Source organism: Citrobacter sp. A316, from assembly GCF_002042945.1.
Taxonomy (GTDB): Bacteria; Pseudomonadota; Gammaproteobacteria; order Enterobacterales; family Enterobacteriaceae; genus Citrobacter; species Citrobacter portucalensis.
The window spans coordinates 46755-69711 of sequence record NZ_MVFZ01000006.1; the positions used below are offsets into that span (position 1 = coordinate 46755).

Annotated in this window: 20 protein-coding genes and 1 pseudogene; 16 read left to right on the forward strand and 5 right to left on the reverse strand. The window is 51.5% G+C overall.

Annotation, left to right across the window (positions count from 1 at the left end; genetic code table 11):
* Nucleotides 1-159: 159 nt before the first annotated feature.
* Nucleotides 160-957, reverse strand: coding sequence for an SUMF1/EgtB/PvdO family nonheme iron enzyme (locus BZK41_RS09055; protein WP_079937942.1), 798 nt, complete (start codon nt 955-957; stop codon nt 160-162).
* Between the two features lie 11 nt (nt 958-968).
* Complete coding sequence (locus BZK41_RS09060) at nt 969-2198, reverse strand: M23 family metallopeptidase (RefSeq protein WP_079937943.1); 1230 nt, start codon at nt 2196-2198, stop codon at nt 969-971.
* A 657-nt stretch (nt 2199-2855) separates the two neighbouring features.
* Between BZK41_RS09060 and BZK41_RS09070 the strand changes: the two genes are divergently transcribed.
* The 12 genes and pseudogenes from BZK41_RS09070 (at nt 2856) to BZK41_RS27530 (ending at nt 14743) form a co-directional block, all read left to right on the forward strand.
* Nucleotides 2856-3533, forward strand: coding sequence for a hypothetical protein (locus BZK41_RS09070; RefSeq protein ID WP_079937945.1), 678 nt, complete (start codon nt 2856-2858; stop codon nt 3531-3533).
* Nucleotides 3534-3773: 240 nt separating this feature from the next.
* Nucleotides 3774-4757: an alpha/beta fold hydrolase gene (locus BZK41_RS09075; RefSeq protein ID WP_079937946.1), complete on the forward strand. Its 984-nt coding sequence runs from the start codon at nt 3774-3776 to the stop codon at nt 4755-4757.
* 220 nt (nt 4758-4977) lie between these two features.
* Nucleotides 4978-5499, forward strand: a complete 522-nt coding sequence (gene fecI, locus BZK41_RS09080; protein WP_079937947.1) for a ferric citrate uptake sigma factor FecI — start codon at nt 4978-4980, stop codon at nt 5497-5499.
* Complete coding sequence (gene fecR / locus BZK41_RS09085; protein WP_079937948.1) at nt 5496-6449, forward strand: ferric citrate uptake sigma factor regulator FecR; 954 nt, start codon at nt 5496-5498, stop codon at nt 6447-6449. The genes fecI and fecR overlap by 4 nt, the downstream gene beginning before the upstream one ends.
* 86 nt (nt 6450-6535) lie before the next feature.
* Nucleotides 6536-8860: a TonB-dependent Fe(3+) dicitrate receptor FecA gene (fecA, locus tag BZK41_RS09090; RefSeq protein ID WP_079937949.1), complete on the forward strand. Its 2325-nt coding sequence runs from the start codon at nt 6536-6538 to the stop codon at nt 8858-8860.
* 74 nt (nt 8861-8934) lie between these two features.
* Entirely contained in the window at nt 8935-9834 is a 900-nt protein-coding gene (locus BZK41_RS09095; protein WP_079937950.1) for a Fe(3+) dicitrate ABC transporter substrate-binding protein FecB, read from the forward strand.
* Nucleotides 9831-10828, forward strand: a pseudogene (gene fecC / locus BZK41_RS09100) (iron-dicitrate ABC transporter permease FecC). Before BZK41_RS09095 ends, fecC begins: the two are co-directional and overlap by 4 nt.
* Entirely contained in the window at nt 10825-11781 is a 957-nt protein-coding gene (gene fecD, locus BZK41_RS09105) for a Fe(3+) dicitrate ABC transporter permease subunit FecD (RefSeq protein WP_079937951.1), read from the forward strand. Before fecC ends, fecD begins: the two are co-directional and overlap by 4 nt.
* Complete coding sequence (gene fecE / locus BZK41_RS09110) at nt 11782-12549, forward strand: Fe(3+) dicitrate ABC transporter ATP-binding protein FecE (RefSeq protein WP_079937952.1); 768 nt, start codon at nt 11782-11784, stop codon at nt 12547-12549. It begins immediately after the preceding gene.
* A 355-nt stretch (nt 12550-12904) separates the two neighbouring features.
* Complete coding sequence (locus BZK41_RS09115) at nt 12905-13507, forward strand: TetR/AcrR family transcriptional regulator (protein ID WP_079937953.1); 603 nt, start codon at nt 12905-12907, stop codon at nt 13505-13507.
* A gap of 77 nt (nt 13508-13584) precedes the next feature.
* Entirely contained in the window at nt 13585-14277 is a 693-nt protein-coding gene (locus BZK41_RS27525; RefSeq protein WP_253193754.1) for an MFS transporter, read from the forward strand.
* 16 nt (nt 14278-14293) lie between these two features.
* Entirely contained in the window at nt 14294-14743 is a 450-nt protein-coding gene (locus tag BZK41_RS27530; RefSeq protein ID WP_253193755.1) for an MFS transporter, read from the forward strand.
* 194 nt (nt 14744-14937) lie between these two features.
* Here the strand turns inward: BZK41_RS27530 and BZK41_RS09125 are convergent, their stop codons facing one another.
* Nucleotides 14938-15159, reverse strand: a complete 222-nt coding sequence (locus BZK41_RS09125) for a hypothetical protein (protein ID WP_045378298.1) — start codon at nt 15157-15159, stop codon at nt 14938-14940.
* Nucleotides 15160-15256: 97 nt separating this feature from the next.
* Between BZK41_RS09125 and BZK41_RS27535 the strand changes: the two genes are divergently transcribed.
* From BZK41_RS27535 to BZK41_RS09145, 4 genes are all read left to right on the forward strand, one after another.
* Nucleotides 15257-15484, forward strand: a complete 228-nt coding sequence (locus BZK41_RS27535) for a hypothetical protein (protein WP_253193756.1) — start codon at nt 15257-15259, stop codon at nt 15482-15484.
* 80 nt (nt 15485-15564) lie between these two features.
* Nucleotides 15565-16881 (forward strand): shikimate transporter, encoded by a 1317-nt coding sequence (shiA, locus tag BZK41_RS09135; protein WP_079937954.1) that lies wholly within the window; start codon nt 15565-15567, stop codon nt 16879-16881.
* A 118-nt stretch (nt 16882-16999) separates the two neighbouring features.
* The gene (locus BZK41_RS09140) at nt 17000-18454 is read left to right on the forward strand and encodes an AMP nucleosidase (RefSeq protein ID WP_079937955.1); all 1455 of its coding nucleotides are present in this window, start codon (nt 17000-17002) and stop codon (nt 18452-18454) included.
* 15 nt (nt 18455-18469) lie between these two features.
* Nucleotides 18470-20248: an aminopeptidase P family protein gene (locus BZK41_RS09145; protein WP_079937956.1), complete on the forward strand. Its 1779-nt coding sequence runs from the start codon at nt 18470-18472 to the stop codon at nt 20246-20248.
* Nucleotides 20249-20303: 55 nt separating this feature from the next.
* Here BZK41_RS09145 and ptsG read toward each other — a convergent pair whose 3' ends face one another.
* Both ptsG and BZK41_RS09155 read right to left on the reverse strand, forming a co-directional pair.
* The gene (gene ptsG / locus BZK41_RS09150; protein ID WP_003836725.1) at nt 20304-21737 is read right to left on the reverse strand and encodes a PTS glucose transporter subunit IIBC; all 1434 of its coding nucleotides are present in this window, start codon (nt 21735-21737) and stop codon (nt 20304-20306) included.
* Nucleotides 21738-22153: 416 nt separating this feature from the next.
* Nucleotides 22154-22951: a metal-dependent hydrolase gene (locus tag BZK41_RS09155; protein ID WP_020996495.1), complete on the reverse strand. Its 798-nt coding sequence runs from the start codon at nt 22949-22951 to the stop codon at nt 22154-22156.
* Nucleotides 22952-22957 lie beyond the last annotated feature (6 nt).

The following is a 22957-nucleotide window of genomic DNA, read 5'->3' on the forward strand; positions in this document are numbered from 1 at the left end:
GAAGAGAAATACATAGCCGCTCAGTATTCTAATGTCTCTGCGATGTCCGCTCCTCGCTTAAAGCAGACCCAATGACCACGTAGCCTGTCCGTTGCGTGCCAGCAGCGGTCATTGTGACAAGGTGTCGCGTTGAACTATAGGTGTAGAGCGGCCAGTTAACTAACGAGCACAACGAAACCCAATTGTCTCTCTAGCTCTAACTGGGGCGTTCTGAACGTCAATTGTAAACATCCCAGCTCCTTTTTTATCCTCAAAGCTTCCGCCACGTAAAAATGCGGCAGGTAATCGAAATGATTCCGGAGATGCTTCGTCAATGCCAGCAACTTTATCCTCCCCAAACTCAGCTCGGCTGAATTCTCCTCCGTCGTTTCGGCTGTTACTTTGACTCCAGTCAGCAACCCATTCTGATAAGCTTCCGATCATGTTTTCTATACCTGTTGAAGAAACGCATTGATTTTTTCCAGTAATGCTTGCAGCACTTCCAGAAATATTACAGTTAGTTGAGTTATCATTCGTCCCTAAAGCAGCTGCCTGCCATTCTGAATTTGTCAGCAGCCGTTTTCCTGATGATGCACATGCAGCAGAAGCCTGAAACCATGTTATATTTGAAGATGGGCTAACATGATTAATGCTAAGAGCAAAAATTTTTCCTATGCAATCTGAACCATTAATATTACACGCTGTTTTGGGGTTCATAATTTGCTTCCCATCTTTTAAAGCTGTCCAAAGTGATGCCTCATAGCGATCAACACAGATATTGCCGACTAATACCATCTGATCTGCAGGGTTAGTACCCAAGCATGTTTTTCCAATAAAATATGATGTACGTACAAAATCTGGATCGATTTTACTTTTTATATAGCTTGTAGGTACTAGTTGCTCTCTAACCCAATTGCATCCAGAAATAATATGTGCAGCAAAAAAAAGAATCATATAGTACATGTATTTTCGTTTCATGCTAATAATCTCTACGGAAGTGGGTCACGTGAGTTTGAATTATTGCGTTGTTCCCATTTACCCTCCGGGGGGGCATGTTCTGCATAGTGTAGATGTGTCCGTGTACCCCAGTCATATAGACCACCAATGCGATCTCCTTTAGAGATTGAGTCACCGACTTTAAGAGTTGCGCTCGGAGTAACATGCCAAAATGTATATGTAATATTATTATTATCGCGAATGATGACTCCACGACTCTGAGGTTCTTCTGCACTACCACTTTGATTTATCCAAGCAACAGTACCTTCAATATTTGATTGGACGTTTGATGACGCTGGGGCGGCAATGTCAATACCAGCATGAAATTTAGGCGTACCATCTATTGTCCTCCAGCCGTAATCTGAAGTTTGTGTTCCAAGAGAAGAATCAGTGAATAATGGCAGGCGATTTCTCCAAGGAGAAGACTCATAGTTTGGTGGATTCACAGGAGGAACGTTGCCTGGATTTTCTGACCCTTGCCAAACAACCTCCCATCTATCATTCTGATATTCATAATGATAGCTAGGGTTACCACAGCATGGATCGCGTGTCAGGCATTTATAAATATCTCTGAAATGATATTCAAGCACAGTTCCATTCTTTGTCCACCGACTACCAATTTGCTCTTTCCGTTCAAATGAACAAGTACCCTCCAAACTTACAGCATTGCCGGAAAACTGATAGGTTCTTGCAAGAATATCCGCTCCTGTTGATGACTCAAGTGAATCGGCCAAATAACGTAACGAGTGTACAACTTCCTGCATAGATGAAGCCATATGAGGATTGATACTTATAATTGGCACTTTACCAACAAGAGTTTTTCGTGCAATCTCCTCTAATTCATTCAATGGAACACCACCTTCGGGGTCGCGGAACTCAAGGTTCTGGAGTTGGCCAGACAAAAAAGTTGCCAATGCTGCTATAGCTGCCTCTTTTGGATCTAAAAAAACTGTACGCCGAGCATCTTCTAACTGAACTTCTAAGGCAACTTCATCAAATGTTAAAGATTTCCAAGGCTTATCAAGTGGACCAGGAGGTATTTCGTTACAAGGTCGCCGTCTAGGGTCCAGATCAACGCTTTCTAAGGAGTTTTCAGCTTCAGCTCGCGCGAACTCTGCCACCAATGAGCGTATGCGACGATATAATGCGCTTGCACCATACACTCTCAGACGGGTAACTTCCTCCAACAGGGCTTTGAATGTACCGGGAACTTGTGAACTCATATTACCCCCAGTTCTTTTTTAGTAATGTGTTAATCAATAAGCAGCATCTAAACTTTGTACGTTATTTCCCAAACCAAAATAGTAATTTATGCAATTGTATTTCAAAGTATTTTAACACTCATGATAACAATCAAACTCACATAAAACATTAAAGAAACCAGCCTTAATTTATACTTTATAAATGAAATATTGTTGGGTACATTAACTTTTGTCGTATTTTAAAAAAACAACTCATAACTTTTAATTATTGACTGATTAACACTATTCCATTCTCTGAATAGTCACTAGCCCAATGAATACTTAGCAGACACTATAGAAAACGTTAGTTCTGCAATTCAATTGAAAACATTAAATTGAGCTCCTCATGTAAGTATCCCTGCAAAACGAACCATTCACTTTTATAGAGCTTCCGACAGACTGCTTTTGTGCTTGCGAGGCTAACTTCCGCTCCTCGCTCACAGCGGTTCTAAAGATCATGCTTACCATCCGCTCCGTGCCTGGAGCGGACATTGCTATCATCAGCTTGTGTTGATTTACGGGGAACATGTCACCCGCATTGCAGTTATTCATCTCTGTTGCTAAGCCTTTCCCTTCAGATCAAGGGGCAAACGCGTTAATTTAATAGGCTCTTTAGATTTCAGCCAAGCAGAGGACAGTATGAGTCGTGCGAGAAGAAACCGCATTAAGCCATCCGATATCATTGCAATTTTTGCAATAATTATTTCACTCGTTGCCACCTTTTTTTCTTACACGGCAAATAAACGCGCTGAAAAGCTGGATAACGATGCCGCGGCAGTTGCCATTCAGTCAATTGGAGGTAGTATCAGGGCGCTTGTAATACACTCCAGAATGTCTTACTTGCTCCTGAATGGACTGAATGAATACATTAAAAGCAATCCGGAAGACAACCGTGAGGCCCAGCGGGTAAGGCTCACTACTTTGATGGACGATGACACACCAAAGCTGTCAATCTCTCAGGATTCTATAATGTTAATATCAAGAAGCGATGTCGATGCTGCGAATAAAATCGAAAAATGCTGGAGGCTTTACTTGTCCCTCAAGTCTAATCTGGAAGGATATGCAAATGCGTCAGTGGAAACGTTATCCACTGAACAGAGTGTTGCCATAAATATTATCCCTTATCGTTTCTTTAAATTAAGCGAAGCGTGTGACGATGCGGATAAAAGCTTAGTAAAATATCTTATTGATGGTGAACCAGTAAAAGGCACAATTGGAGAAATGGAAGCTGCACAAATACTTGAGCATGAGAGAAAAAATGATAAAAATGCCGAAAAAGTTACATTCAGCTTTGGTGCAAAAGCATCGCAGCCATAGCATAAATTCCTTAATAACAAGGGGTCATCATTAATCCCCTTTCCGCGGGAGTAGATAAGCACTGGCGGGCAGGGGGGAAAGTGGGTGCCGTACAGAGCGGTCGGAAAAGGGCCTATGAGAACGTCCGCTCCTCGCTCACAGCGGACTTTTCTATCGCCGCTGATGTATTAATCAATGGAGAGCAGGCCATATTTATAATATAAATTGACGGCTACGCTGAATTTTACAGGAACATCTCCGATGAATATTGCCGCCTCAATTGCCCTTTTGGGCGCCTGCCCATTTGTGAGTCTGGCGGCAGTACCAGTGACCTTTTCCGAAACTGTCCTGGATGCCGCTGGACCAAAAGGGCCTTTAAAAGGCACGTTACTCACCCCGAATTCAAAACCAACAGCCGTTGTTCTTATCGTTCCTGGCTCAGGGCCGACCGATCGGGATGGAAACAACCCGCTTGGAGTGAATGCATCGCCTTACCGACTTCTTGCTGAAGGCCTGGCGGCTAAAGGCTTTGCGACGCTTCGTATCGACAAACGTGGAATGTTCGCTAGCGCAATGGCCGTAGAGGATGCCAACGCGGTGACGATTGCTGACTATGTTGACGACATTCGATCCTGGGTAGACGTGCTTAGACGTCACATGCACACTCCCTGTGTTTGGGTTTTAGGACACAGCGAAGGGGGTGTAGTCGCACTTGCCTCGGCTCAAGAAGAGAATGTGTGCGGTGTGGTTCTTATCGCAACGCCTGGGAGGCCGATGGGCGAGGTGTTGAGGGGGCAACTTAACGCTAATCCGGAAAATGAAATTCTATTAAAGCAGGCGCTGCCGATAATTGATGCTCTGGAGCATCGGCGGCGAGTCGATATTACGAATATTCACCCAGCACTGCAAAGTATCTTTAATCCTGCGGTTCAGGGGTTTTTGATCAATGCATTTTCATATAATCCGGGTCATCTCATTTCGAGTATCTCCAACCCCGTGTTAGTGCTACAAGGGCAACGCGACCTCCAGGTGGAAGAAACTGATGCAAGACTGCTTAAGGCCGCGAATCCTCAAGTGTCCCTGGTTATACTGCCCAATATGAACCATGTTATGAAAGAGGTGACTTCGGACGATCGCAAAGCGAATATCGCATCATACGCTGAACCCGCGCTCCCCTTAGCTCCCGGTTTAATCGACTCGATTGAGCATTTCCTGATCCGCAACTCACCTTTTCCCGAAAAGTAACAGCTGCTCCACGCTCACAGCAGGCATGGTCAGATGTCATTCCAACCGTCACATGCCAGAAGCAGACTCCCTCTTCCCATTCCTATATCCACCTCAGAACATTTTTATAAATAACAACGCATTAAGAAGTTCAACGTAATACAATTATATTTCCAATTGTAATGATAACCATTCTCATATTACTATGATCGCGTGATAATTAACTTTTGATACATTCCGCATGTCTGACCACGCCACTACCACTGCTTCCTTTACGCTCGAGTCGCTTTATGGCGCACATCACGGCTGGCTGAAAAGCTGGCTGACGCGCAAACTCCAGTCCGCCTTTGATGCAGATGACATTGCCCAGGACACTTTTCTACGGGTAATGGGCAGCGACTCGCTCTCGACGATCCGCGATCCGCGCTCCTTTCTGTGCACTCTCGCTAAACGGGTGATGGTCGACCTGTTTCGTCGAAACGCGCTGGAAAAAGCCTATCTGGAGATGCTGGCGCTTATGCCAGAGGCGCTCGCGCCTTCGCCCGAGGAACGCGAGAGCCAGCTCGAAACCCTGCAACTCATCGACAGCATGCTTGACGGGCTGAACGGAAAAACACGCGAAGCGTTTCTGCTTTCGCAACTGGATGGTCTGACATACAGCGAGATCGCGCTGAAGCTCGGTATCTCCGTCAGCTTGGTGAAAAAATATATGGCAAAGGCTATCGAACATTGTCTGCTGTTTCGTCTGGAGCACGGCCTGTGAATGCCTCTATCACCGATTCTCGCCGCCATGCATTGCGCTCGGCATCACACTGGTATGCTGTATTGAGCGGCGAACGTGTCAGCCCACAGCAGGAGGCGCGCTGGCAACAATGGTACGAAGAGGACAAAGATCATCAGTGGGCCTGGCAACAGGTTGAAAATCTGCGCAGCCAGCTCAGCCGCGTACCGGGTGATGTCGCCAGCCGGGCGCTGCACGATACGCGCCTTACCCGTCGTCATGTCATGAAAGGGCTACTGCTGCTGCTCGGCGTGGGCGGCGGCTGGCAGCTCTGGCAATCTGAAGCCGGTGAAGGTCTGCGCGCGGATTACCGCACCGCCAAAGGCGCGGTCAGCCATCAGCGGCTGGAAGATGGCTCGCTGCTGACGCTCAACACACAAAGCGCCGCGGACGTTCGTTTTGATACGCGTCAACGCGCTGTCCATCTCTGGTACGGCGAAATTGCTATTACTACTGCAAAAGACGCGCAGCAGAGACCTTTCCGCGTTGTGACCCGCCAGGGCCAGCTCACCGCATTAGGCACAGAATTTACCGTCTATCAGCAGGACAACGTCACACGCGTTGTCGTTCAACAACACGCTGTTGAAGTTTTACTCGCAAACCGTCCGCAGGAAAAACGCATCGTCAGCGCTGGCGAGAGCCTGCAGTTTAGCGCGTCTGAATTTGGTGCAATAGCCTCAGCGGATGATGAAAGCGCCGCCTGGACGCAGGGGATTCTGAGCTTCAGCGATAAACCTTTGGGTGACGTGATTGCCACGCTGAGCCGTTATCGCAACGGCGTGCTGCGCTGCGATCCGGCGGTGGCCGGGTTACGCCTGAGTGGCACTTTCCCGCTGAAGAATACCGATGCAATCCTGGATATTATCGCCAAGACTCTTCCAGTGAAAATTCAGTCAGTTACGCGATACTGGGTAAATATTTCTGCATTGTAAGAAAAATAATTCTCATTTCGATTGTCCTTTTTCCCCTTCTCATTCGACTCATAGATGAACACAACAAAAATGATGATGGAGAAGGTATGACGCCTTTACGCGTTTTTCGCAAAACAACACCTTTGGTTAACGCCGTTCGCCTGAGCCTGCTGCCGCTGGCCGGGTTGTCGTTATCCGCCTTCGCAGCACAGGTTGATATCGCACCGGGTTCGCTCGACAAAGCCCTTAATCAGTATGCCGCGCTCAGCGGAATTACCCTGTCGGTTGACGCTAGCCTGACGCGCGGCAAACAGAGTAACGGTCTTCACGGTGACTACGACGTCGAAACCGGTCTGCAACACCTGCTGAACGGCAGCGGCCTGCAGGTGAAACCGCTGGGTAATAACAGCTGGACACTGGAGTCCGCACCAACACCGCAAGAAGATGCCCTGACCGTGGTGGGTGACTGGCTGGGGGATGCGCGCGAAAACGACGTATTCGAACATGCTGGCGCACGTGACGTTATCCGCCGCGAGGATTTCGCCAAAACAGGCGCAACATCCATGCGCGAGGTACTGAACCGCATTCCTGGCGTTACCGCCCCAGAAAACAACGGCACCGGTAGCCACGATCTGGCGATGAACTTTGGTATTCGCGGCCTGAACCCGCGCCTGGCCAGTCGTTCAACGGTGCTGATGGACGGTATTCCCGTGCCGTTTGCCCCTTACGGCCAGCCGCAGCTTTCGCTGGCGCCCGTCTCACTCGGAAATATGGACGCCATCGATGTGGTTCGCGGCGGTGGCGCGGTGCGTTACGGGCCACAGAGCGTGGGCGGCGTGGTGAACTTTGTTACCCGCGCTATTCCGCAAGACTTCGGCATCGAAGCCGGCGTGGAAGGCCAGCTTAGCCCAACATCTTCACAAAATAACCCAAAAGAAACACACAACCTGATGGTGGGCGGCACGGCGGATAACGGTTTTGGTACCGCCCTGCTTTACTCCGGCACTCGTGGAAGCGACTGGCGCGAACACAGCGCGACCCGCATCGACGACCTGATGCTGAAAAGCAAATATGCGCCAAACGAAGTGCATACCTTCAACAGCCTGTTGCAATACTACGACGGTGAAGCCGACATGCCCGGCGGCCTGTCTCGCGCGGATTACAACGCCGACCGCTGGCAATCCACGCGCCCTTACGATCGCTTCTGGGGGCGCCGCAAGCTGGCAAGCCTCGGCTATCAGTTCCAGCCGGACAGCCAGCATAAATTCAATATTCAGGGCTTCTACACTGAAACCCTGCGCAGCGGCTACCTGGAACAGGGCAAACGCCTCACCCTTTCACCGCGCAACTACTGGGTACGCGGCATTGAACCACGCTACAGCCAGAGCTTTATGGTGGGTCCTTCCGCGCACGAAGTGGGCGTGGGATACCGCTATGTGAGCGAGTCGACGCATGAAATGCGTTACTACACCGCCACCAGCAGCGGACAACTGCCGTCCAGCGCCAGCCCTTACGATCGCGACACTCGTTCCGGCACCGAAGCGCACGCCTGGTATCTGGATGACAAAATCGACATTGGCAACTGGACTATCACACCGGGTATGCGCTTTGAACATATCGAGTCATACCAGAACAACGCCATCAAAGGCACACATGAGGAAGTGAGCTACAACGCCCCACTTCCGGCGATAAACGTGCTCTATCACCTGACTGACAGCTGGAATCTTTATGCAAACACTGAAGGCTCATTCGGCACCGTACAGTACAGCCAAATTGGCAAGGCTGTGCAAAGCGGCAATGTGGAACCGGAAAAAGCGCGAACCTGGGAGCTCGGAACCCGATACGACGATGGCGCGCTGACGGCGGAAATGGGGCTGTTCCTGATTAACTTTAATAATCAGTACGATTCTAACCAAACCAACGACACCGTTACCGCACGCGGTAAAACGCGCCATACCGGACTGGAAACTCAGGCTCGCTATGATCTCGGCACATTGACGCCAACGCTCGACAACGTTTCAGTCTACGCAAGCTATGCGTATGTGAACGCTGAGATTCGCGAGAAAGGCGATACCTATGGCAATCAGGTGCCGTTCTCACCGAAACACAAAGGCACGTTGGGCGTGGACTATAAGCCGGGTAGCTGGACCTTCAACCTGAACAGCGATTTCCAGTCCAGCCAGTTTGCGGATAACGCCAACACCGTTAAAGAGAGCACTGACGGCAGTACCGGTCGAATTCCTGGCTTTATGCTCTGGGGGGCACGCGTAGCTTATGACTTTGGCCCGCAGATGGCAGATCTGAACCTGGCGTTCGGCGTGAAAAATATCTTCGACCAAGAGTATTTCACCCGCTCTTACGACGACAACAACAAAGGCATCTACGCAGGCCAGCCGCGCACGCTGTATATGCAGGGTTCGTTGAAGTTCTAAACCCCGTTTACCCGGCCTGCATGCTGTTTTTGTAGGTCGGATAAGCGAAGCGCCACCCGACACAGGCAATTCATATGTTCATACAACTACGCACGCTATTCGCCGCTCTGCTGCTTACCGGCCATGCTTTTGCCGCCACGGTTCAGGACGAACATGGCACCTTTACGCTTGATAAAACGCCACAACGGATAGTGGTGCTGGAACTGTCGTTCGCGGACGCACTGGCCGCCGTCGATGTCAGTCCGGTCGGCATTGCCGACGATAACGATGCCACGCGCATTCTTCCAGAGGTTCGTGCGCATCTGAAGCCGTGGCAGTCCGTTGGCACGCGCGCGCAGCCGAGTTTAGAAGCCATCAGCGCGCTGAAACCGGATCTGATCATTGCCGACAGCAGCCGCCATGCGGGTATTTACAGCGCCTTACAGCAAATCGCACCGGTGCTGCTGCTTAAGTCCCGCAATGAAACCTACACTGAAAATCTGCAGTCTGCGGCCATCATTGGCGAAGTTGTTGGCAAAAAGACACAGATGCAGTCACGCCTGGCGCAACATAAACAACAGATGTCAGCGTGGGCCAGCCAACTGCCAAAAGGAGCGATGGTGGTGTTTGGTACCTCCCGGGAGCAGCAGTTCAACCTGCATACGCAGGAGACATGGACCGGGGGCGTCCTGACCGCTCTGGGTCTGACGGTGCCTGCGGCGATGGCGGGTGCGTCTATGCCGTCCATCGGTCTGGAACAGCTGCTGGCGCTCGATCCTGCATGGCTGTTGGTCGCGCACTATCGCGAAGAGAGCATCGTGAAACGCTGGCAGCAAGACCCGCTGTGGCAGATGTTAACTGCGGCGCAAAAACAGCAGGCGGCATCGGTCAACAGTAACGCCTGGGCGCGAATGCGCGGCATTTTCGCGGCCGAACGCATTGCCAGAGACACGGTAAAAATCTTTCACCACCAGCCTTTATCCGATGTGAAATGACAGTTTTCAAACATCCAGCGATACAGTGGGGGCTTCCCCTTGTCGCGCTTATCGCTATCTTCTGGCTGAGTCTGTTTTGCTACTCGGCCATTCCTGTTTCTGGCGTTGATGCTATTCACGCCCTGCTACCGGGCCATGCGCCAACGCTTGCGAAAGCACTGGTGCAAAACCTTCGTCTGCCGCGAAGCCTGGTCGCCATCTTGATCGGCGCAAGCCTGGCTCTCGCGGGAACGCTGCTGCAGACCCTGACGCATAATTCAATGGCTCCCCTTCACTGCTCGGTATTAACAGCGGTGCGGCGCTGGCAATGGCGCTTACCAGCGCCATCAGCCCTGTGCCCGTTGCGGGTTACTCTATCGCTTTTATCGCCGCCTGCGGTGGCGGCGTAAGCTGGCTGCTGGTGATGACCGCAGGCGGTGGATTTCGCCACACCCAGGACAGAAACAAACTGATCCTGGCGGGCATCGCGTTCTCGGCTTTCTGTATGGCCCTAACCCGCATCACTCTGCTGCTGACGGAAGATCACGCTTACGGCATTTTTTACTGGCTCGCGGGAGGCGTTTCCCACGCACGTTGGCAGGAGTTCTGGCAGATTTTCCCGATGGTGGCGGTTGCTGTACCGGTGGTGTTGCTGCTGGCTAATCAACTGAACCTGCTTAACGTCAGTGACAGCACCGCCCGCACGCTGGGGGTGAATCTGCCGAAGCTACGTTTGATCATCAATATTCTGGTGCTGCTTCTGGTCGGTACCTGCGTCAGCGTGGCAGGCCCGGTAGCGTTTATCGGTCTGCTGATGCCGCATCTGGCTCGCTTCTGGGTGGGATTCGATCAGCGCAAGGTCCTGCCAATGAGCATGCTTATGGGCGCCACACTGCTGCTGCTGGCTGATGTTCTGGCCCGAGCGCTGGCCTTCCCTGGCGAATTGCCCGCAGGAGCAGTAGTGGCGCTGATTGGTGCCCCCTGTTTTGTCTGGCTGGTCAGGAGGCGTGGATGAAAATTGCGATAGTCATTTTCATCGCCCTCGCGCTGGCAGGATTTTCGACTCTGTCATTGCAAATGGGGGTGATCGCCGTTCCCTGGCGTGCCCTGATGACCGACTGGCAGACCGGGCGCGAATATCATTACGTGTTAACGGCGTACCGCCTGCCGCGACTGTTGCTGGCGCTGCTTGTCGGTGCCGCCCTCGCGGTGGCAGGCGTTCTGGTGCAGGGGATCGTGCGTAACCCTCTGGCATCACCGGATATTCTCGGCGTAAACCATGCCGCCAGCCTGGCCTCTGTGGGAGCACTGCTTCTCTTGCCGTCACTACCGGTAATTGCTCTGCCGCTGCTGGCCTTTGCCGGTGGCATGGCGGGCCTGATCCTGCTGAGAATACTGGCGAACACCAGCCAGCCGATGAAGCTGGCGCTCACGGGTGTTGCGCTTTCTGCCTGCTGGGCCAGTCTGACGGATTATCTGATGCTTTCGCGTCCGCAGGATGTGAACAGCGCCCTGCTGTGGCTGACCGGCAGCTTATGGGGCCGTGACTGGAGCTTTGTGAAAATAGCCGCCCCGCTGCTGATTTTATTTCTGCCGCTGAGCCTGCGTTTTTGCCGCGATCTTGACCTCCTGGCATTGGGTGATGCGCGCGCCACCACGCTCGGTGTGTCGGTGCCGCGTATTCGGCTCCAGGCTTTGCTACTGGCCGTCGCCATGACATCGACCGGCGTGGCCGTCTGCGGCCCAATTAGCTTTATTGGTCTTGTGGTGCCGCATATGGTGCGCAGCATTACCGGTGGACGTCACCGCTGGCTGCTGCCCGTTTCAGCCATGGCAGGTGCGTTGCTGCTGGTGGTTGCCGACCTGCTGGCGCGAATTATTCATCCCCCGCTGGAGCTTCCGGCTGGCGTGCTGACCGCCATTATCGGTGCACCGTGGTTTGTCTGGCTGCTTGTGAGAATGCGATAAATGACATTACGAACTGAAAATCTGACGGTCTGTTACGGTACAAACAAGGTGCTTGATGGCGTTTCACTCGCCCTGCCAGCGGGTAAGACAACCGCCCTGCTCGGCCCTAACGGCTGCGGGAAATCAACGTTGTTAAACTGTTTTTCACGACTGTTAACGCCGCAGTCCGGTGGCGTATTTCTCGGCGATAGTGCCATCAATACGCTCTCATCACGCCAGCTAGCCCGCAGGCTGGCACTGTTGCCCCAGCACCATTTAACTCCCGAGGGGATCACCGTCCAGGAACTTGTTTCGTACGGTCGCAGCCCGTGGTTGTCACTCTGGGGGCGTCTCTGCGTTGAAGACAATGCGCGGGTCTATGACGCTATGAGCCAGACCCGGATCCAACATCTTGCCGACCGACGGCTAACCGATCTTTCAGGCGGTCAGCGACAGCGCGCATTTCTGGCGATGGTCCTGGCGCAGGATACGTCTGTTGTACTACTCGATGAGCCAACCACCTATCTCGATATCAATCACCAGGTGGAACTGATGCGGCTGATGGGCGAGCTCCGGGCTCAGGGGAAAACGGTGGTCGCCGTGCTGCACGACCTTAATCAGGCCAGCCGGTACTGCGATCATCTGGTGGTCATGGCGAACGGACATGTTATGGCGCAAGGCACACCAGAAGAGGTGATGACCTCCGAATTGCTGAGAACCGTATTCAGCGTGGATACGGAGATACACCCCGAACCAGTATCTGGCAGGCCGATGTGTGTAGTGAGGTAGATGACACAGCCTGGGTCGCCGTCATATCACTCGTGCTGCGATGACTTCACTCTTCCCTGTGAGTTCAATCGGTCGATGCAACGCTATCCTTAATCGAAGGGGGACGTTGGACATTGTATGTTCACTAGAATACGGTAGATTCAGGTATGATGATTAACCATTACGCGTGGTAGCTGTTTTATCAATGTACTATTCTGGAAAGGATAAAATCCACACATCCCTCTACAGAAACGCATAGCAATTCATAAGAAAATCTGTCTGCGCGTCACCGCTGATTTTTTTATGAGAATTATTTGACTGATCGTTCCATAATCAATACTATGCCGCCTCAACTCATTTCAAGTCCCACATCCCTATGAGTGCTGAAAAACCAGCCTTTCCAGGTCGTCCACGAAAGTTCGAAGATCAGGATGTCATTGATGCTGCCGTCGCTGTTTTCAGCGCCAATGGTTATGCAGGCACCTCTGCGCAAGATTTATGCAATGGTACGGGATTAGGGCGGGGAAGCCTATACAATGCCTTTGGAAGCAAGCAAGCCCTGTACGAGCAAGCTTTGTTGCGCAGCCATGAACAAACTATGTCAGCACAGTTAGCAATACTCACACAATCAGGTCTGGTAAAAGAGCGATTGCATACCCTTCTGCTCTGGGGTATTGCCGAAGATCTTTCTCAGCCAGAGCAGCATGATGCGATGGTCTTATTTTCAGCCCTGGAGATGGGCAGTAAAGATGAAGCCGTTGCAAACCTGAATAATGAGTATCGTCAGCATTTAGAACAAATGCTGGTGGCGGTATTCATTGAAGGTCAACAAAGCGGCGAACTAAACAATAAAGCATCAGCCGTCGAAATGGCGAGAGGCTTTATGGCAGGCTATTACGGTTTACGTGTGCTGAATAAAAACATTTCAGATAGAAAAATCCTCGAAGATGTCGTCGCTGGTCTGTTAATCAATTTATAAAAAAACGCAAAACTTCATTGTCTACTTGCATTCATTTTTGTAACGATCATTCCAATACAAGGAGAAAATAAAAAACCATGCCATTAGTCGTATATATTTTAGGGTTAGCCATTTTTTCATTAGGTACAGCAGAGTTAATGGTAGCGGGTATGATGACCACGCTATCTGAAGCATTTGGTGTTACAGTCGGCGAAGTTGGGCATTTGATTTCATATTATGCATTCGGTGTAATGCTAGGTGGCCCTGTATTAACCTACGCCTTTCTTAAATTTAAAGCACCCTATCGTTCAACGTTATTATGGCTGTTAGGGTTATATGTTATCGTACAAGGATTAAGCGTCTTTGTCTCCGATTACAATGTGTTAGTTGCTATTCGAATCATGACAGGAATTTTGTGTGCAGGGTGTTTAAGTCTTTCACTCGCGACAAGTATGGCTCTTGTATCTGTAGAAAATCGCCCTCGTGCCGCATCAATAGTGATAGCAGGTTTTATGGTATCCAATGTCTTTGGTGTACCTATCGCGACAATCATTGACCAGCAATGGGGCTGGAAAATGAGTTTTGGGCTGGTCGCGATCCTGGTTTTCATATGCCTGTTAGCATTAGTACGATTATTGCCACATATGAGCGGCGGCAGTGCTATTAAGATGGCTGAAGAGATTAAGGCATTTAAAAATAAAGCCTATTGGAAAGCCTGTGCAACCAGCTGTTTGATTTTGGGCGCAAGTTTTGCGGCATTCAGTTATTTTTTTTGTTCCCGTGCTGACTGATGTCAGTGAATTTACAATGCAGACGGTCCCCTTCATTCTAATGCTTTATGGGCTAGCCAATATCATCGGTAATATGGTAACGGGACGTCTTGCATATCGCCATAGTTTAGCTGTTATGGTTGTCGGCTTAACAACATTGAGTATTTCTTTGCTCGGCATGGCACTATTTGTTCAATATCAGATTATTGCTATTCTGGCTGTCATACTCATCGGTTTGTCAGGCGTGCCAATGAATCCGGCAATGATGGCAAGAATTGTCAGCGTGGCACATCCAGGACCAATGGTCAATGCCGTTCATACTTCCGTTATCAATATTGGATTAGGTGGCGGTTCTTATTTAGGTGGAATGGCAATTTCATCTGGATTCGGTTTGCGTTCAGCTTTATGGATTGGAATGGTATTAGCGGTTATGGCCTTATTATCCGTATTACCTTATATCCGTCGTAGTAAACAAGGCTGGAGTTAATAGGTTCTGAAGATAAAAATGCCCCGATTACAAAAATCACGGGGCGTCGATTTAGCCGTTAAATTTTATTCAAAACTCACTGACTGTATGTCGCTCAAAGTTGCCCCTCAGCACCACACCAGGTGCGGAGTAAACGCATCCATGTAAGTGCACAATTTTCATGTGCCATTTAAGCAGCGTGTTCCCATCAACATTCAGTCAGCTTTATACGCCTGCCACTCGCGCCAGACATTCTCAGGATCAATATCGCGGTAGCCACGCTCTCTGATTATATCCTCGGCTGCTTCGGCTGGCAGGCGGATGGCTGTAGCGCCATCGCGGATGGACTCAACCTCATCGCGGGTCAATTCCCGTCCCATGTCCTGTTCTTTATCAATCAGGACTACGATCAACGCAGGGATAAAAACAATCTTCATACTGATAAACCTCTGAAATGTTCGCATACCACTGTATCACTGACAGTTTTGATATGGTTCAGTAATCGCCAATTTATTACCAGGACGGAAATCATTCATGACATTACAAATCCGTGAAGCCACACCGGCCGACGCGATGTTGCTTAATGCGCTGGGCTACCGCATCTACTGCGCACACTTTGAACAAAAGGCACCAATTTTTGAACACCCTGCTTTCGAGCAGTTTTTTTGCTTTTCTGTTTTCTCATTCGTCTTATTTTTCATGTTGCCATCAGATGAGGGAGATAATCGTTTTCACTTCCCGTCTGTCGCGGTAATCTCATAACGGTCGTTAATATTGCGACTGCAATGTGTGTAACCCAACTCAAATACTAATAACTAAAAAACAGTACAGACAGGATAACTATGGATTCCTCCCTCACCTCCACGGGTCCCCAACAGGACGCCTCTTCGCTTAACCGCGCCCGACGCGCTGCGCTTGGTAGCTTCGCGGGAGCCGTGGTCGACTGGTATGATTTTCTGCTTTATGGCATCACTGCCGCACTGGTCTTTAACCGCGAGTTCTTCCCGCAGGTCAGCCCGGCGATGGGGACGCTTGCTGCATTCGCCACCTTTGGCGTCGGATTTTTGTTCCGTCCGTTAGGCGGGGTGATCTTCGGCCACTTCGGCGATCGCCTGGGTCGTAAACGTATGCTGATGCTCACCGTCTGGATGATGGGGATCGCCACTGCACTGATAGGGATCATTCCTTCCTTTGACGCCATTGGCTGGTGGGCTCCCGTTCTGCTGGTGACGCTGCGTGCTATTCAGGGATTCGCCGTTGGCGGTGAATGGGGCGGCGCGGCGTTGCTCTCGGTCGAAAGCGCACCGAAAAATAAAAAAGCCTTCTACAGCAGCGGCGTTCAGGTCGGTTATGGCGTCGGGCTACTGCTTTCTACCGGTCTGGTCTCGCTGATTAGCTCGCAAACCACCGATGAGCAGTTCCTGAGTTGGGGCTGGCGTATTCCATTCCTGTTCAGCATCGTACTGGTATTGGGCGCGTTGTGGATGCGTAACCGAATGGATGAATCGGCCGAATTCGAACAGCAGCAGCAGGCACCGCAACCAGAGAAAAAGCGGCTACCGGTGGTCGAAGCATTAATCCGTCATCCGGGCGCGTTCTTGAAAATTATCGCCCTTCGCCTGTGCGAATTGCTGACGATGTATATCGTCACCGCGTTTGCCCTTAATTACTCCACGCAGAATCTGGGCCTACCTCGCGAACTGTTTCTGAATATCGGCTTGTTGGTAGGTGGGCTGAGCTGTCTGACCATCCCCTGCTTTGCCTGGCTTGCTGACCGCTTTGGTCGTCGGCGCGTCTACATTACCGGTGCTCTGGTCGGTACGCTGAGCGCCTTCCCGTTCTTTATGGCGTTGGAAGCGCAATCCATTTTCTGGATCGTATTCTTCGCGATTATGTTGGCCAACATTGCCCACGATATGGTGGTCTGCGTGCAGCAACCTATGTTTACCGGTTTGTTTGGTGCAAGCTACCGCTACAGCGGCGCAGGCGTTGGTTATCAGGTAGCAAGCGTGGTTGGCGGCGGTTTTACCCCCTTTATTGCTGCTGCACTGGTGACATTCTCCGGCGGAGACTGGCACAGTGTGGCCATTTATCTGATGGCAGGTTGTCTTATTTCCGCTATTACAGCATTGCTGATGCGGGATAAGCAGCACGGTTAAGCCTGGGTGCGAAGGCCGTCCGGTCTTCGCACAATCTTCCTCAACGTCTGACTTTTGTTTCACATTCCTGTGACATACTATCGGGAGAGCAGTACATCTGTGGAACAAGGAGACAGACATGAACAATAAGGGCTCCAGCCTGACCCCGGCTCAGGCACTGGATAAACTGGACGCGCTGTACGAGCAGTCGGTTAAAGCACTGCGCAGCGCCATTGGTAAGTATATTGAAACAGGGACGCTCCCTGACGTAGTCGCCCGCCATAACGGTCTTTTTGTTTACCCATCGCTGTGTGTCACCTGGGATGGCAGCGCCACCAATCCACCTAAAACCCGCGCCTATGGTCGTTTTACCCATGCGGGCAGTTACACCACCACGATTACCCGTCCGTCGCTTTTTCGTCCTTATTTAGAAGAACAACTCACGCTGCTGTATCAGGATTATGATGCTCATATCTCCGTCGAGCCGTCGCAGCATGAAATTCCCTATCCGTATGTGATTGACGGTTCTGAACTGACGCTCGACCGCTCGATGAGCGCCGGCCTAACGCGCCATTTCCCCACAACCGAGCTGTCACAGATTGGCGATGAAACAGCCGACGGAACCTATCATCCGGCGGAATTCTCCCCGTTGTCGCACTTCGACGCCCGACGAGTAGATTTTTCGCTGGCGCGACTGCGTCATTACACGGGAACGCCGGTTGAACATTTCCAGCCTTTTGTGCTGTTCACCAACTACACCCGCTACGTCGATGAGTTTGTGCGTTGGGGTTGCAGCCAGATCCTCGACCCGGACAGCCCGTATATCGCGCTGTCTTGCGCGGGCGGGATCTGGATCACCGCGGAAACTGAAGCGCCGGAAGAAGCCATCTCCGATCTCGCCTGGAAGAAACACCAGATGCCCGCCTGGCATTTAATCACCGCCGACGGTCAGGGGATCACGCTGGTCAATATCGGCGTTGGCCCGTCTAACGCCAAAACCATTTGCGATCACCTGGCCGTACTGCGTCCTGACGTCTGGCTGATGATTGGCCACTGTGGCGGACTGCGTGAAAGCCAGGCGATTGGCGACTATGTTCTGGCCCACGCTTATCTCCGTGACGACCACGTGCTGGATGCCGTACTGCCGCCGGACATTCCAATTCCGAGCATCGCGGAAGTGCAGCGCGCACTGTATGACGCGACCAAAGAAGTCAGCGGTATGCCCGGCGAAGAGGTTAAACAGCGCCTGCGTACCGGTACCGTCGTCACCACCGACGATCGCAACTGGGAGCTACGCTATTCCGCTTCTGCGCTGCGCTTTAACCTCAGTCGCGCGGTGGCTATCGATATGGAAAGCGCCACCATCGCCGCTCAGGGATACCGTTTCCGCGTTCCGTACGGCACGCTGTTGTGCGTTTCCGACAAGCCGCTGCACGGTGAGATCAAACTGCCTGGCCAGGCTAACCGTTTTTATGAAGGTGCCATTTCTGAGCATCTGCAAATAGGTATCCGGGCTATTGACCGTCTGCGTGCTGAAGGCGATCGACTGCACTCCCGTAAATTACGTACGTTCAACGAACCGCCGTTCCGTTAAGACCTGAAGGTAACTATGCACAACTCAACTCCTCTTTCCGCCCTGCGCAAGCTGCTGTTAGCACAGGGGCTGGATGGCATGATTGTTCCACGCGCCGATGCTCATCAAAGCGAAGATTGTACGTCGCATGACAATAAACTGGCCTGGCTGACCGGTTTTAGCGGCTCTGCCGGCCTCGCGTTGGTTCTGCGCGACCGTGCGTTAATGTTTGTCGATGGACGCTATCAGGTCCAGGTTCGCAATGAAGTCTCGCTGGATGATTTTGAAATTCATCATTTACACGATGAGCCGCTGGCCGACTATTTGCAGTCTCATGTTGCAGCAGGTACACGTATCGGCTTTGAACCAATGCTGATGGTCAATAGCCAGTTTGAAGCACTGTCGGCAACCCACTGCGAACTGATGCCTCTTGAGCAAGATCCTTTTGACCAGGTATGGCTAGACCGTCCGGCAGCACCCTGCGGCATCATTCGTGAAATGCCCATTGAAATCAGCGGGGAAAGCAGCACGCAAAAGCGTGCCCGCGTCGTGGAACAACTCGCTCAACACCAGGCTGACGTGCTGGCAATTACCCTGCCGGATAACATTGCATGGTTATTGAATGTACGCGGTTCGGATCTGGCAATGGTGCCAGTGCCGTTTTCGTTTGCCCTGCTCCATCGCAGCGGTGAGCTGGAATGGTTCGTGGATAGCAATAAAACGCAACAGCTCCCCGCATCACTGCTGGATACGCTTACCCTGGCCCCGCAAGAGAATTTTCTGACTCGCTGCCAGCAGTTAGCTAATGGGAAGCGCTTCCTGGTCGATAAAGACTACGCCCCGGTTGCGTTGCGTTTTGCCATTGAAGAACACGGCGGCAACGTCTTATGGGCACCCGATCCCATCACCTTGATGAAAGCCCAAAAAAATGACGTTGAACTGGCAGGTTATCGCGAATGCCATGAACAGGATGGCGCGGCCTGGGTAAACTTCCTTGCCTGGCTGGCCCATGAAGTCCCTTTGCGCGAAGCGGCAGGCAATCCGGTCACCGAGCTGGAAGCGCAGGCAAAGCAACTGGAATTTCGCCAGCAGCAGCCGGGATTTATCGAGCAAAGTTTCAGCACGATTTCGGCCTCTGCCAGCAATGCCGCCATGTGTCATTACCACTCCAGTGAAAAAACCAATACGCCAATCACCTCGCAGGCCATGTATCTGAATGATTCCGGTGGCCAGTACCACAATGGTACGACGGATACGACGCGTACCCTCGCGTTTGGCCCACAGGATCCACAACGTCGCCTGCATTACACCGCCGTGTTGAAAGGCTTTTTGTCGCTTATTTCACTGCAGTTTCCCAGCGGGACTCAGGGTCATCAACTGGATGCCTTTAGCCGTCGGGCATTGTGGGAGCTGGGACTGGATTTTGATCATGGAACAGGACACGGCGTAGGCCACCAGTTGCTTATCCATGAACAACCCCATCGCATTGCCAAGAAAGTAAACCCCTGGCCACTGGTCGCAGGCAATATCATCACCATCGAACCGGGTTATTATCTGGCCGGACAATATGGGATCCGCATTGAAAACCAAGTGGAGATTATCAACAGTCGTCCAAGCTTCTGCCGTTTCTCAACGCTGACGCTGGTACCGATTGATTTGAACCTGGTTGAGCTACATCTGCTGAGTGAAGCTGAAAAGCAGTGGATTGATGATTACCACCAGCAGGTCAGAGAGACGCTATCCCCGCGTGTGAACGCAGAAGCACGCCCCTGGCTGTTCGCTGCCACCGCACCGATTCGCGTTCAGGCTAATTAATGCAATAAAAAAGGCAGCCCGCAGGCTGCCTTAGTTCTCCCCAACTTCTTACTGCTTAGCTGTTACGGATGTACTCATCCATTTCAGTTTTCAGGTTATCGGACTTAGTCCCGAAGATAGCCTGAACACCGGAACCAGCTACCACAACGCCTGCCGCACCCAGTTTCTTCAGGCCAGCCTGATCCACTTTAGCAACGTCAGCCACGCTGACACGCAGACGAGTGATGCACGCATCGAGGTTAGTGATGTTTTCTTTACCGCCGAATGCAGCAACCAGAGCCGGAGCCATTTCACCGGTCGCACCTGCTTTGCTGTCTTCAGTAGCATCTTCACGACCCGGAGTTTTCAGGTCCAGCGCTTTGATCAGCACACGGAAGATGGTGTAGTAAACGATCGCATAACCGATACCAACAATCGGGAACAGCCACAGCTTGCTGCTGTTACCGGACAGAACGATAAAGTCGATCAGACCGTGGGAGAACGACGTACCGTCGCGCATACCCAGCAGGATACAGATCGGGAATGCCAGACCAGCCAGAATCGCGTGGATGATGTACAGGATCGGCGCCACGAACATGAAGGAGAACTCGATCGGCTCGGTAATACCGGTCAGGAACGAGGTCAACGCCGCGGAGATCATGATACCGCCCACTTTCGCGCGGTTTTCTGGTTTAGCAGAGTGCCAGATAGCGATAGCAGCAGCCGGCAGACCGTACATTTTGAACAGGAAGCCACCGGACAGTTTACCCGCAGTCGGGTCACCCGCCATGTAGCGAGGAATATCACCGTGGAACACCTGACCCGCAGCGTTGGTGTATTCACCGATCTGCATCTGGAATGGAACGTTCCAGATATGGTGCAGACCAAACGGCACCAGGCAGCGTTCAATGAAGCCATAGATACCGAACGCCACGACCGGGTTCTGGTATGCAGCCCACTGAGAGAACGTCTGAATCGCGGTACCAATCGGCGGCCAAATGAAGGACAGAACCACACCTGTGAAGATGGCAGCCAGACCAGAAATGATAGGAACGAAGCGCTTACCCGCAAAGAAGCCAAGATACTCAGGCAATTTAATACGGTAGAAGCGGTTGAACATATACGCTGCAATCGCACCGGAGATAATCCCCCCGAGAACACCCGTATCAGCAAGGTGTTTAGCGGCGATCTCTTCAGCAGGTAAATGCAGAACCAGCGGCGCAACAACAGCCATGGTCTTAACCATGATGCCGTAAGCAACAACGGATGCCAGTGCAGATACACCGTCATTATTGGTGAAGCCTAACGCAACACCGATAGCAAAAATCAGCGGCATGTTCGCAAAAACAGAACCGCCTGCTTCTGCCATTACGTGCGATACAACGGCTGGCAGCCAGCTGAAGTTAGCGGAACCGACGCCCAGCAGGATACCTGCAATCGGGAGTACGGAAACCGGCAGCATCAGCGATTTACCGACCTTTTGCAGGTTAGCAAATGCATTCTTAAACATAATTAGGAGTGCTCCTGAGTATTTGTGCTTATACACTTCATCCTTCAAACCGCCTCAGCGTGGGCTGCGCTCGTTCATCCCAGTCACTTACTCTGGTAAGCTCCTGCAATTCACTCACTTGCCGCCTTGAGGCAGCTTGAATGACTTTGTGTATTCTACGTTCTCACGCATTGGCGAGGGGGGAGAACCTCGCCGTATACAGGGCATCTAAGTACCCTTTATTTATTACACAGAGTAAAATAATTCAGTCTGTTTTTGTTTGACGGCTATCACAGTTCAGTCGTGAATGGCCGCAAAATCCGCACATTCCGATAAAATGAGTTTCTGAATGTGTCAAACTGGTTATTCACCGCCCATTTTGTGGCGGTGAACTTTACTCGCATTAGTGATTAATTACGAGCTTTAAAAAAAGTCAGTTAACGAACAGATTGCAGGCGAGAAGCGTCGATGTGAAACAGGCGGGCAAAGTTATCAGTGGTTGCCTGCGCCAGTTCTTCAACGGCAACACCTTTCACTACGGCCATGTACTCTGCAACGTCACGAGTCATGGCGGGCTGGTTCTCTTTTCCACGATGCGGTACAGGCGCAAGGTAGGGAGAATCCGTCTCGACCAATAACCGGTCCAGAGGAACATAGCGGGCGGCATCACGGAGCTGCTCTGCGTTTCGGAACGTGACGATGCCGGAAAACGAGATATAGAATCCAAGGTCCAGCAATTTGCCCGCTGTTTCTCTATCTTCTGTAAAACAGTGTAGTACGCCGCCACAATCCGTCACTTTTTCTTCGCGCAGAATAGACAGCGTATCAGCTCGCGCATCGCGGGTATGCACGATAACCGGCTTCTGTAACTCACGGCCGATCTGAATATGGTGGATAAAAGACTCCTGCTGGCGCACCTTTGTTTCCGGCGTGTAAAAATAGTCCAGCCCGGTTTCTCCCATCGCTACAACCCCCTCTTCGGCGGCAAAACGACGCAGATCCTCAACATCATAGGTTTCATCCTGATTTAACGGATGCACGCCGCAGGAGAAAACGACATTGTCACGCTCACCGACCAGTTCGCGCATACTGCGGTATCCTGGCAGAGTGGTCGCGACGGCAAGACAGAATTTCACATCACGTGCGGCCGCTTTCGCCAGCACGTCGTCCACGTCCTTATGCAGAGATTGATAATCCAGGCCATCAAGATGGCAGTGTGAGTCGACTAAAAACATAATGTC

What these genes read in the sequence shown, in the direction of transcription:
- BZK41_RS27535 (WP_253193756.1), top strand. Translation starts at nt 15,257, where the DNA reads ATGACATTACAAATCCGTGAAGCCACACCGGCCGACGCGATGTTGCTT.
- ptsG (WP_003836725.1), bottom strand. Translation starts at nt 21,737, where the DNA reads ATGTTTAAGAATGCATTTGCTAACCTGCAAAAGGTCGGTAAATCGCTG.
- fecI (WP_079937947.1), top strand. Translation starts at nt 4,978, where the DNA reads ATGTCTGACCACGCCACTACCACTGCTTCCTTTACGCTCGAGTCGCTT.
- BZK41_RS09095 (WP_079937950.1), top strand. Translation starts at nt 8,935, where the DNA reads ATGTTCATACAACTACGCACGCTATTCGCCGCTCTGCTGCTTACCGGC.
- BZK41_RS09155 (WP_020996495.1), bottom strand. Translation starts at nt 22,951, where the DNA reads ATGTTTTTAGTCGACTCACACTGCCATCTTGATGGCCTGGATTATCAA.
- BZK41_RS09145 (WP_079937956.1), top strand. Translation starts at nt 18,470, where the DNA reads ATGCACAACTCAACTCCTCTTTCCGCCCTGCGCAAGCTGCTGTTAGCA.
- BZK41_RS09060 (WP_079937943.1), bottom strand. Translation starts at nt 2,198, where the DNA reads ATGAGTTCACAAGTTCCCGGTACATTCAAAGCCCTGTTGGAGGAAGTT.
- fecE (WP_079937952.1), top strand. Translation starts at nt 11,782, where the DNA reads ATGACATTACGAACTGAAAATCTGACGGTCTGTTACGGTACAAACAAG.
- BZK41_RS09125 (WP_045378298.1), bottom strand. Translation starts at nt 15,159, where the DNA reads ATGAAGATTGTTTTTATCCCTGCGTTGATCGTAGTCCTGATTGATAAA.
- BZK41_RS09075 (WP_079937946.1), top strand. Translation starts at nt 3,774, where the DNA reads ATGAATATTGCCGCCTCAATTGCCCTTTTGGGCGCCTGCCCATTTGTG.
- fecD (WP_079937951.1), top strand. Translation starts at nt 10,825, where the DNA reads ATGAAAATTGCGATAGTCATTTTCATCGCCCTCGCGCTGGCAGGATTT.
- fecA (WP_079937949.1), top strand. Translation starts at nt 6,536, where the DNA reads ATGACGCCTTTACGCGTTTTTCGCAAAACAACACCTTTGGTTAACGCC.
- BZK41_RS27530 (WP_253193755.1), top strand. Translation starts at nt 14,294, where the DNA reads ATGCAGACGGTCCCCTTCATTCTAATGCTTTATGGGCTAGCCAATATC.
- BZK41_RS09140 (WP_079937955.1), top strand. Translation starts at nt 17,000, where the DNA reads ATGAACAATAAGGGCTCCAGCCTGACCCCGGCTCAGGCACTGGATAAA.
- shiA (WP_079937954.1), top strand. Translation starts at nt 15,565, where the DNA reads ATGGATTCCTCCCTCACCTCCACGGGTCCCCAACAGGACGCCTCTTCG.
- BZK41_RS09070 (WP_079937945.1), top strand. Translation starts at nt 2,856, where the DNA reads ATGAGTCGTGCGAGAAGAAACCGCATTAAGCCATCCGATATCATTGCA.
- BZK41_RS27525 (WP_253193754.1), top strand. Translation starts at nt 13,585, where the DNA reads ATGCCATTAGTCGTATATATTTTAGGGTTAGCCATTTTTTCATTAGGT.
- BZK41_RS09115 (WP_079937953.1), top strand. Translation starts at nt 12,905, where the DNA reads ATGAGTGCTGAAAAACCAGCCTTTCCAGGTCGTCCACGAAAGTTCGAA.
- BZK41_RS09055 (WP_079937942.1), bottom strand. Translation starts at nt 957, where the DNA reads ATGAAACGAAAATACATGTACTATATGATTCTTTTTTTTGCTGCACAT.